This window comes from Bacillus sp. PSXD-155 (genome assembly GCF_049310765.1).
Lineage (GTDB): Bacteria > Bacillota > Bacilli > Bacillales > Bacillaceae_G > Bacillus_A > Bacillus_A cereus.
On sequence record NZ_JBMOWC010000095.1, the window covers coordinates 1 to 10,359 of the forward strand.

The following is a 10,359-nucleotide window of genomic DNA, read 5'->3' on the forward strand; positions in this document are numbered from 1 at the left end:
AAAAATCTAAAATCCATTGATTTAAAAGTAAATAAGCAAAATCAACAATTAAACTCTATTTCAATCAAAATCGAATCTAAAGTAGCACAACTTAAACGTGTAACTGAAGAATTACATATTAAAGAACAATTACTTCAAAACTGTGTTTTAGAGGTTGAGGAAAAGAATATAGAAATTCAAAAATATAATTCTATTATTGAGGAAAAAAAGGGGGAATTAATGAAACAAACTCGTTTGAGTAGAAAACAAAAAGAAAAAATGGAAGTTTACTTCGAGGGGCAGGGAAAAGTGGAAACTGATTTTGTCTCAAAAGAACTCAACAGTAATAACATTATTAATTTAGTAGGCGAGGAAAAATTAACCCAAATTAAATTTTTTGCTGAAGCAATTCGTAAACTCGTTAATAAGAGGGGCAAAGAGGAAAAAGTACAACATCGTTTAGAAGAAAAGCAATATAGAAAAGAAGATAGAGAGTTTAACGAACTCTTTAAGAACTTTATTGATCTACATTATGTGTCAGGAATTATTCATTCTAATTCAGATGAACTTTTACTAGCACTAATTAAAGGTGAAGAAAGGAAAGATAGAATTTCGGGGTTATTCCATTATCAAAATTGGAACTGGGTAATTACGTTTTATGAGGAATTATTCGATCCATTCTTACACGTTCTAAAAAGTAAAAACTATAAGATTAATGGTTATGAAGATTATTTAGTACTTACTTTAAAGGAGTTGGCTTTATTAAAAAACTTTAGTGAACATAGAGATGAATTCATCCCATTGTTTAATCTATCCCCTGAATATAACAGTACTGTTGATGTTATACATAAATACATTAGTCTGGTCGGTGAAAGTAACATTAATCAAATAACATATTTAGGATTTCTAGCAGTATTTTTAAAAGAAAAAGGTTTTATAAATTACATTCAAGGAACAACGGAATTGTACACAATTATAAAAAAAGAAATAAAAAGTTTTAGAGCTATACAGTTGGAGACTTCCCTTAACAAGAATAGAACAACTGCACATACGCAAAAATATATAACTATTGAAGATATAGATTTACTTAGTGGAGAGGAGTTTGAACAATATCTAGCAGACTTACTAAAGTGTCTTGGTTTCAGAACAGAATTAACCAAGGGTAGTGGGGATCAAGGTGCAGATATTTTAGCATTTAAACAAAATAAAAAATATGTAATTCAGGCCAAACGTTATAAAAGTACAGTTGGGACAGCGGCAATACAAGAAGTTGTAGCTGGAAAGGCGTTTTATGGTGCTGATGAATCATGGGTAATTACAAATAGTACATATACTAAAGGAGCTGTCGAGTTAGCTAGCAAGACTAATACTAAACTATGGGATCGTGAAAAGTTGAGTAATTTAATTGAAACCTTGATGGTTTAGTTTTTTAAAAAAATAGGATTATCCAATACGCTATAGACTATTTATTATTTAGTGTTTTAGCGTTCAAAATATGGTGTGGAATCATAGGATAGAAGCAACAATTGTCAATGATAGAGAGGTTTAGTATAATATACAGGTATTGAAATGTAATGTTGTAGGGGTATAACATGCCATATTCAATTCATAAAATCGGATTCACTTATATGCAAAATAAGAGCATTCCTTTATAGGTGTGCTCTTATTTTATTATAAAGTCCCAATTCACATGAACGATAGACTTTTAATGATTTTTGCCTTTTTTATTTTAGGCCACTTTCCTAGTTGACTAACAAAATTATCGAGTAGATCACTCTTTATTGACGGAAAATTGAGATTTTTGCTAAGATGAAGTAAGATTCTCAGTAAGTATAATTAGTTATTTTGTTTTATTTTATCTTATCTTGGAGTTTACACTGCTTACTGTTTTTACTTATTAAAAAAACATTAAATAAAAGAGAAGAGGATCAAAGTGAAATGTTAAATAATAAATTATATATATCACCAAATTATGAATTAAATGATTACAAGGATTTATTTGAAGAATTAAGTCCTACCAGTGACGATGCTAGTTGGGAAACAGCTATTAAAATTTTTGAAGATAGAATTCAGGGAAGGTTCTTTGATATTACAGATGTAATGCTGGAAAAATGCGAAGTAGATCCTAGTTTAAGCAAAGCATTTAGTATAATGGCGCTTAATTGTTTATTGGTAGAAACTTTTCAGCAATTTTATAAAGGACTACCTCATACGAGAGGTAAATCGGAAAAAGCATTTAAAGAGTTTTTAGTCAGTAGTCCATATTTTAATGGAAGTGAAGGGAGTTTTGGTTTATCATTTGATGATACGAGAGCAACACATTTCTACAGTAATGTGAGATGTGGAATTTTACATCAGGCACAGACAAAAAAACACACAGCGCTTACATTTAATAATAATAATCTTATTGATAAACATGATGGATGGGTACTGTATGATGTTAAATTATTTACTCATGCTCTTAAAAGAGAATATGAAAGCTATTTATACGCACTGAGAGAAGGACACGAAGAACGAAGAGTAAACTTTTGCGATAAATGGAGACATATATTAAAAGATGCAGAATGATAAGTATTAGAGGAATTTATAATAAAAATTACAGGGTTGCGAAACAAATTCTTAGAAATTGAACATAGAAATTGGTGGGATTTCTATGTTTTATCACGTTGTAATCGAGATAGAGGGAAATAAGGAACCAATTATTGTTTTTCTACAGGTTGTTGAAAACGATATGTTTGATTTGTACGATACCATTTCACCCATGTCTTAACTTGGGAAGCATTTTTAATGCTGAGTGTCTCCATAATGGTACGATTGGAATAACCATCCTTTTTCATCTCAATCACTTTTCATTGTAATTCTTCTGAGTATGAACTCTTGTCTTGAAATGAAAAACACCTCCATTTAATTTGCAGACTTAGTATGCGAATTCAGGAGGTGTTTTTCATGTACCACTATTCGGGTTCACTACATAGTAAATAAGGTATCTCTTTTAATAAAAACACTTACATAGGCGGTTTTGTACCTATTGAATAAAAAAATCAGTTACGGTGTGTTATCCTTTGAAACGTTTTCGAACTCATATAAATTTCATTCTAATTCCAATAGCTATGTGACGTGAACTATTTTGCTTGCTCTAAGTATCAGTGGCTTATTTGTACTTTGAACTCTATGTTTTCGCTAGGAGTGGTAATGTCTAAAATAGTAAGTCCCGAGTTCTGACCATCCCACTGTTTACTTGAAGGAGTAGTATCACCTGAAATTGCTATACTTGTAACTTCCTTGAATAAATCTTTTGAATCTCCATTGTTACGATTATTTTCTAAATCTAAATTACCGTCAGCTTGCAATAATGCACATTGATAATGCTTAGATGGTGTACCATCTTGGTACTCATTTGAACCTTCGATGTCACAATGATAAATTGCTAATCCACTGGAAGGTAAGTATCTATCTAAAGCAATTTGAGTTCGATTTTCAACAAGAAAGTATTCATTAGCTTTATCAGTATTGTATTTCATTACAGTATTATAATCACCGTGTTTTGCAGTGAACAAACCGTTAGTAAGAACAATTTCATTCTGACACCACCCAGCTAAATCCCTTAGATACGCGCAAACAGGAGATGGAGTCAGACCATTATTTAGGTGGTTACCAGATCCCATAAGACAGTACCTTCCTATTCCTTCGCTAGGAAATAAATCATCATCACGTTCTCCATAGTCATACATATCAGGGAATCGACATAGTAGATGTCCAGTTTCATGACAAAATGTTCCTATACTTAAATCTCCAGAATTTCGACCTAGACTAGTTAAAAGATAAAAATGTGTCTTTACATCATCGTATTCTAGATTGATAAATGAATTATGTGGCCAAAGCTGCCCCTTATACAGTGTTTGTCCAGCATAGAGAAAATTTATCGCATCGACAATTCCTCTACCTTTAGAGTCAAATTGAGATAAATTAATATTTAAATCATTTACTACAATATCCATCGCTTCTTGTACAAAATTTGTTGTCTTATAATATGACTGCCTATGTGACAACTTTATAGGACCTACCACGATGTTTCTGTAATTTAATCTTCCATTTGACATAATCTTAAAATATTCTCGTACTGAACAAAAATTCCCATTTTTATTATAATTTTCACCATTTAACATTTCATCGACATCATCTCGAGTAACAGTAGAAGATAAATCAGCAAATTCCACTAAAACTGTTAGTCCAAGTACGTCTCCTTCAGTTATAGATGTACCTTCAAGTAACCCATTATTAGGTCCATGCGTTCTATCTTCATTAGTATCCATTTCATGAAGTACTTTATTTGAATCTAAATTATTATTTTCTACGATTGAGTGAAATTTATCATACTTTGCATTGAACTTTTTGTTTCTCACTAATGGATCTTCTTTAATGTGACGAGTTATCCCATTAGGTACAGGGCCTGTTATGTCTTTTCCGGTAGATACAAATTTACCATTATCTAGATTTGCGAAACAGTATTTATCTAAATCACTGTCATATATAGCTGTATAGCCGTCTATTGACTCATATCTAGCATAGAACTCATCACCGAATACACGTAGTTTAACTTTTTCATTACCATGTGGAAATGTTAAAATTTCTCCAACTATTACACTCATAAATACACTCCTCCATTTGTGAATTTCAAATATATCATTTCACCGGGATTAAAAAATATACATTAACATTATGGTTGGATTTCTGAGAATAATAACTTTAATATTTTATTGTAGTAGTGGGATGTAGGTCTATTTGGGATATCCGCAGGTAATAGGAGGCTCTTATTTTAATCACTTACTTATATTTAGTCTACATAACCTTTATTATAGGTATTTGTAAAAAAAGATCGGAATAAATCTCAAATTGAAAAGAATACTTATGTTATTGAGACAGAAGAAAAATTTAGAAGTTATATTTTGAAATCTGTATTAAAATTATATTAAGCGGAATGCTCAGCTAAACCAAGTACAATATAAAAGTACTATAGGAAACACTCTATTTCGACATTATAAACAATCAAGTTTTGCGAAAAATACAATCTACTTAGCCTTAAGCGATTAAAGTTAACTGTTTTGTATTAAAGTGTATTTATATACTGGATATGTCCTATAAGCAACTATGTAATCAATATTAATATGTATAGTTGAATGTATCTGAAACTAAAAGATGTTCGGACTAATGAAAGATAAAGTGAATGACGTATTTTGTTAGATGAGAATAAAAGTTAATATGAAGAGGTGAAAAACAAACAATTCGAAACTTCGCACGAAATACCAATTTTACGCACAATAATACAATTATATAAAAGTTAAATACAGTATCTAGGGATTTCAAGCCCAAGTGCATGAATCTTAGTATATTGGTATACGCCATAAAATTCATATTTTATATAAGAATAATCAAATGCTGAATTACTCATAAACAATTTTTATAGTGAATTACATTTTAATTTATAAGAGCTTTTCTTGTGTTGATCTAACTAACTCTTGATTAAATTAACCAATTCACATTTTATAACGACTTTTAAACTGTGTTCATGTATTCATTTTGTTAGAATTTATATTTGAAAATCGTTTTATTTTATATACATATATAATTTTTATCGCCAAATATGAATTTATCACTTGGTTATCTATAACTTTTATTAGAATAATTACACTTTCCCATTCAATTTCGAGTGAATTTTATTATTTCATAATTTAATTATGTAAATAAGTTCGTGTAAAAATTGAATTTAACGCGAACTTGTGTTCGTGTATTTTTTCTGTTATAGTATATATGAGGTGATTTTTATGGATTACAGCAAGCAACGTCAAAAATCAGTACATCGTAAGAAATTATACGAGAATTTAAATGAAATGCCCTTTTACATAGAAGAATTTGTGGAGTACAAAGAATTGCATGATGCCTCTCCCTCCACCCTACTGAATTATGTATATGATTTTAGAGTTTTCTTTAATTGGCTATTATCTGAACAAATTATTGAATTTAAGCCCATTAAAGACATATCCTTCTCTGATTTGGAGAATTTAAAGAAAAAAGATGTTGAGAACTTTATGAGGTTTTTAAAACTACAACAAAATATGCAGAATTCCTCTGTTAACAGAAAAATTTCAGCCTTAAAGTCTTTATTTAAGTACCTTACCTCCCTATCAGAGAATGATGATGGAGAATGTTATTTTTATAGAAATGTAATGGCTAAAATTGAAATACATAAAGATAAGGAAACATTAAATGCCCGTGCAAAACGTATGAGATCTAAAATATTTCATAATGATGACGATCAAGAGTTTTTGAATTACATTAAGTACGAACATGAAAAATCTTTAACAAAACATCAGTTGTTCTATTTCCTAAGAGATAAAGATCGTGATGTAGCTATTCTTTCTCTCTTTCTTGGTAGTGGTATTCGTGTAAGTGAATTGGCCGATCTTCGTATGGAAGATATAAACTTAAAAGAAAGGCTAATTGATGTAATACGAAAAGGAAACAAAGAAGATTCTGTATGGATTACCCCAATTGCATTGAATGATCTTGAAAATTATATGGAAATTAGAGATAAAAAATATGCTCCAGGGAAAGAATTAAAAAATGTATTCTTATCGAAGTATAAACATACTGCACAGCCTCTTTCAGTTAGGGCTATCCAAGATATAGTAGAAAAATATACTAAGGCCTTTGGTAAAAGAATGTCTCCTCATAAATTAAGACATACATTGGCAAATAAGTTATATATGGAAGAAAAAGACTCGTTACAAGTGATGCAGCAACTTGGGCATACTAGCCAAGATACGGCCTTATTATACACACAGCTTGGAGAAACAACTATTAAAGATAGCTTAGGCAGAATAGGAAAGAGTAAAAAATAAAAGTTCAGTAATGAAAAATTGCTGAACTTTTATTTTTTGCCATCACACTAAGATAAGGGTTCAAAAGCTATTTATCATTCGTTTTAAAAGAGATTTTATTGTGTAAAAAATACATAGTTTAAAACCACCTTTAACTGGTATATAAAATTCTCTCTTAATAGATATTTTATAAATTAAAATTAGTCGTAAGAATAATCAATTCCATCTTTAGATGTCGTTGTATCTTGTTTAACTTCTTCTTACACCATATACATATAATTAGATTACTTTCTTCTTTTCCAAGCAATACAGAAAGCCACATCAAAAGAATTATTAAAAATTCTAATTCAGCTGTTTAACCTCTTTCAGCAACACCTCTTTGATGTGAGAAGAAAACAGTTTATATATATTAGTAGCATGTACAATTGGACCATGTTTGATAATCAAGCAGTTTAATTAAAAAATGAAATACATTAGCGTTTATTTCGTACAAAAATCTTTAAATTATCTACATGCATCCTCTAAAAATAAGAAATAACCTCTACTATAAGTGCCGTTGTATAAGCTTAGCTTAATAGCCATGTGGTGCTCCCTTTTATATACAAAATTCAAATCATTTTTTAGACTAGAAAGAAAAAAATTATCTAAACTCCTGATAAAACTACTTAAATTTTTCATAGATTTATATTTTGATAGCAACCTTGAAAAATTTGTAATTCAGAATTAAAATAATAATTAAGGAGTTGTTAACTTTATTAAATAATTTTGTACTATTTGAATAATATTAAATATGAAAGGTGATTTTAATGAATTCAGAGTCGTTTGCGTTTGCGTTAGGACTTGCTGTAGTGTTTGGATTATTATATTCCAGTATTGTAGCTGCTATAATTGGAGGAGCAGCAGGATTCATAATCGGAAAATATTCCAAGAAACAAAAGTATTCCTCTAAACTATTCTTTTTAAATAATCCATTTTGTAACCAATAGTTATATTCAAAATGTTCATTATTGTAAGTGGAAATAGTTTGTTTTAAATATTGAAATAAGTTTTCTTGTTGTTCAGTAGGTGATAAAAAAACATTTTGTGAAAGGACTTTTTTTGACAGATTTATAATACTATCAACCTTCCCTTTGTATGAATTTTCCACTGTATTTAAAAACGTTTCTTGTCCAATTATTGTAGCTCCCATAGCACTAAATACTTTGTTCATGTAATTAATAACGTATTTTGCCCCGTTACTTTCTGCAGAAGCCAAAAGTATAATTGGTTTACTGGCTAATTTAAAAATATGAGCCCAATAAGAGATTCTGTCAATTAGATTTTTCATGTCTCCAGAAACATTATGTGAATAAACAGGACTGACTAGAAAAAGAAGATCTGCTTCTAGTAACTCCTTTTTTATTAAGTTAGTATCGTCATTCATTAAAGAATCAGAAGGACAAATTCCGTGATTGAAACAACTTTTACATCCCGTTGGAGGGAGCACATTATGTGTGAGAGGTGTAATAAGTGTTATATTAATTCGATGATCCAAACTCCTTTTTAGTTCAGTCAATAAGTTTTCTGTAATTGTAACAGTACGACTGTTGTTATTCCTTGAAGCAACGTAAGCTACTACTTTTTTCATAAAATCCCCTCATTTATAATTGCGATTTGTTTAAAAAGGATGAGTTTTAATAATCAGTTTTAGGAAGAGTATAGAATATCCAGATGAACAAACAAACGTTCGAACCGATAATTACAAATATATCAGTTATACTTAACGATAGATCAGCTATTTTTATAGGCAAGGTATATATGGGCAACACCATAATCCCCTCTTTTAATATAGAAGGCAAACCAGGAATATTTAAAATTGCTCCAATGATACTTGGTATGAGTACAATTGTAAAGAATGCAATTATAAGAAGATTCATAGGCTTTTTATAGAAAATAGAAATTAATAAAAATAAAAGGGTGTAAAAAATCCCAAATAAAAAATAATGAAATAATGTGTTGCAAACAATTTGTACATTGAATCCTTGATGGTTTAATACATCATTTATCCATAGCAAGGATATACAACCGATGCCAAATAGAATTGAGATAACTGTTATAATGATTAGCCTTGTATAAAGGAACAAATGTCTATTCTGTTTATTTGTAAAAATTAACTGTATAGTCCCATAGTATAAATCTATTGAAACAACTTTCACACAAAATATAGCTAATGCAAGAACAGCGATAGTTGAGTAGAGACCCGAAACATTATGTGCATGAAATGGACCATTTAAGGAATAAATGGAATAGACTATTCCACCTCCAAAAATAAATGATGCAATAATAGCTAGATAAAGGTATACAGTACTTATATTTCTAAATAATTCCAACCTAATATAGCTTGAAAAGTTCATTTTACTCAGCTCCTATATTCTTAAAGTAAAATTCTTCTAAAGTATCTTTTTTTACATCTATATCTTGAGGATAAATATTTTTTTTCCCTAACTTTTCTAATAATATTTTTAAATCTTTATCGGTAGTCAATGAAATTGTATTTGACGTCTTCTCTACTAATCCAAAATAGGATAAAATCTTTGTTGCCTCAATAATTATTTCTTGATTAAAAGTAAATTTAATAGTCTTTTCAGGAGTAATTGAGCTAGAATATTCATTTATAATCTGCCCTTTGTTAATTAGGTAAACCCGATCGCTAATATCCGCTACATCATCTAAAATATGACTAGATAAGAGAACCCCTATATTTTTTTTCTTTGTTACCCCTTTTATATATTTTAAGATACTTTTAATCCCATTAGGATCCATTCCATTAGTTGGTTCATCTAATATTAAATAATTTGGATTGTTTAACAATGCTAAAGCAATTCCCAGCCTTTGCTTCATCCCTAAAGAATAATCTTTTACTTTTTTAGATAAATAATTCTCCATTTGAAGGGAATGTATAATTTCTTCAATATTATTATCTTTATCACTATATAACTGACTAAAATATTTCAAATTATAGTAACCAGTTTTATTAGGAAAATATTTTGGTTTTTCAATTAAGCTACCTATTTGAGTATATTCTTCTTGAGAGAATTTGATTTCACCATTATACTGTACAATGAGTCCTGAGATAATTTTCATTAATGTAGTTTTTCCCGCCCCGTTAGGACCAACTAATCCAACTATTTCACCATTTTTAATATTCATGTTTATAGAGTCTAAGACTCTTTCTCTTTTATTAAAGTTTTTTGATAAATTAGTAATTTCAATGCTCAAAAGATATCTTCCCTTCATATAATAATTACTTAAATGTCTAAAGATAATATACATGGGATTTTATTATTCTTATATCTAAGTAAAGTATAAGCAATTCCAAATTTCCCAAGCATAAAGTTGTTAATAGGTAAAGAGTTTTTTATCCCAGATTGATATCCAAACTTAGTAAGATTATCTATATAACTAGAAAATGTAGCATCAATAAAATGGCTTAAATAGTCCCTAAAACGTTCGTTTAAGGAAC

Annotated in this window: 8 protein-coding genes and 1 pseudogene; 3 read left to right on the forward strand and 6 right to left on the reverse strand. The window is 29.4% G+C overall.

The genetic code is table 11. The annotated features are described in order from the left end of the window. The coding region (locus tag ACO6VI_RS32190; protein WP_422425127.1) for a restriction endonuclease at positions 1–1,404 on the forward strand (1,404 nt) is incomplete at its 5' end. A 513-nt stretch (positions 1,405–1,917) separates the two neighbouring features. Then, positions 1,918–2,547, forward strand: a complete 630-nt coding sequence (locus ACO6VI_RS32195) for a hypothetical protein (protein ID WP_151577479.1) — start codon at positions 1,918–1,920, stop codon at positions 2,545–2,547. Positions 2,548–2,681: 134 nt separating this feature from the next. Here ACO6VI_RS32195 and ACO6VI_RS32200 read toward each other — a convergent pair. Both ACO6VI_RS32200 and ACO6VI_RS32205 read right to left on the reverse strand, forming a co-directional pair. After that, positions 2,682–2,863, reverse strand: a pseudogene (locus ACO6VI_RS32200) (IS3 family transposase); the annotation flags it as partial. 259 nt (positions 2,864–3,122) lie between these two features. After that, positions 3,123–4,628 (reverse strand): M6 family metalloprotease domain-containing protein, encoded by a 1,506-nt coding sequence (locus ACO6VI_RS32205; RefSeq protein WP_422425129.1) that lies wholly within the window; start codon positions 4,626–4,628, stop codon positions 3,123–3,125. A gap of 1,173 nt (positions 4,629–5,801) precedes the next feature. Between ACO6VI_RS32205 and xerS the strand changes: the two genes are divergently transcribed. Beyond that, positions 5,802–6,878, forward strand: a complete 1,077-nt coding sequence (gene xerS, locus ACO6VI_RS32210; protein WP_161519943.1) for a tyrosine recombinase XerS — start codon at positions 5,802–5,804, stop codon at positions 6,876–6,878. 763 nt (positions 6,879–7,641) lie between these two features. On the opposite strand, the gene ACO6VI_RS32215 is transcribed toward xerS, so the two are convergent. From ACO6VI_RS32215 to ACO6VI_RS32230, 4 genes are all read right to left on the reverse strand, one after another. Next, complete coding sequence (locus ACO6VI_RS32215) at positions 7,642–8,484, reverse strand: flavodoxin family protein (protein ID WP_422425130.1); 843 nt, start codon at positions 8,482–8,484, stop codon at positions 7,642–7,644. Between the two features lie 46 nt (positions 8,485–8,530). After that, positions 8,531–9,250, reverse strand: a complete 720-nt coding sequence (locus ACO6VI_RS32220; RefSeq protein WP_161519944.1) for a hypothetical protein — start codon at positions 9,248–9,250, stop codon at positions 8,531–8,533. Position 9,251: 1 nt separating this feature from the next. Then, a complete protein-coding gene (locus tag ACO6VI_RS32225) occupies positions 9,252–10,115 on the reverse strand; it encodes an ATP-binding cassette domain-containing protein (protein ID WP_422425132.1) in 864 nt (287 codons plus the stop codon). A 29-nt stretch (positions 10,116–10,144) separates the two neighbouring features. Further along, on the reverse strand, positions 10,145–10,359 hold a 215-nt coding region (locus tag ACO6VI_RS32230), incomplete at its 5' end, for a lanthionine synthetase LanC family protein (protein ID WP_422425133.1).

Coding starts and splice junctions, on each gene's coding strand:
- xerS (WP_161519943.1), top strand. CDS start 5,802: ATGGATTACAGCAAGCAACGTCAAAAATCAGTACATCGTAAGAAATTA.
- ACO6VI_RS32205 (WP_422425129.1), bottom strand. CDS start 4,628: ATGAGTGTAATAGTTGGAGAAATTTTAACATTTCCACATGGTAATGAA.
- ACO6VI_RS32195 (WP_151577479.1), top strand. CDS start 1,918: ATGTTAAATAATAAATTATATATATCACCAAATTATGAATTAAATGAT.
- ACO6VI_RS32215 (WP_422425130.1), bottom strand. CDS start 8,484: ATGAAAAAAGTAGTAGCTTACGTTGCTTCAAGGAATAACAACAGTCGT.
- ACO6VI_RS32220 (WP_161519944.1), bottom strand. CDS start 9,250: ATGAACTTTTCAAGCTATATTAGGTTGGAATTATTTAGAAATATAAGT.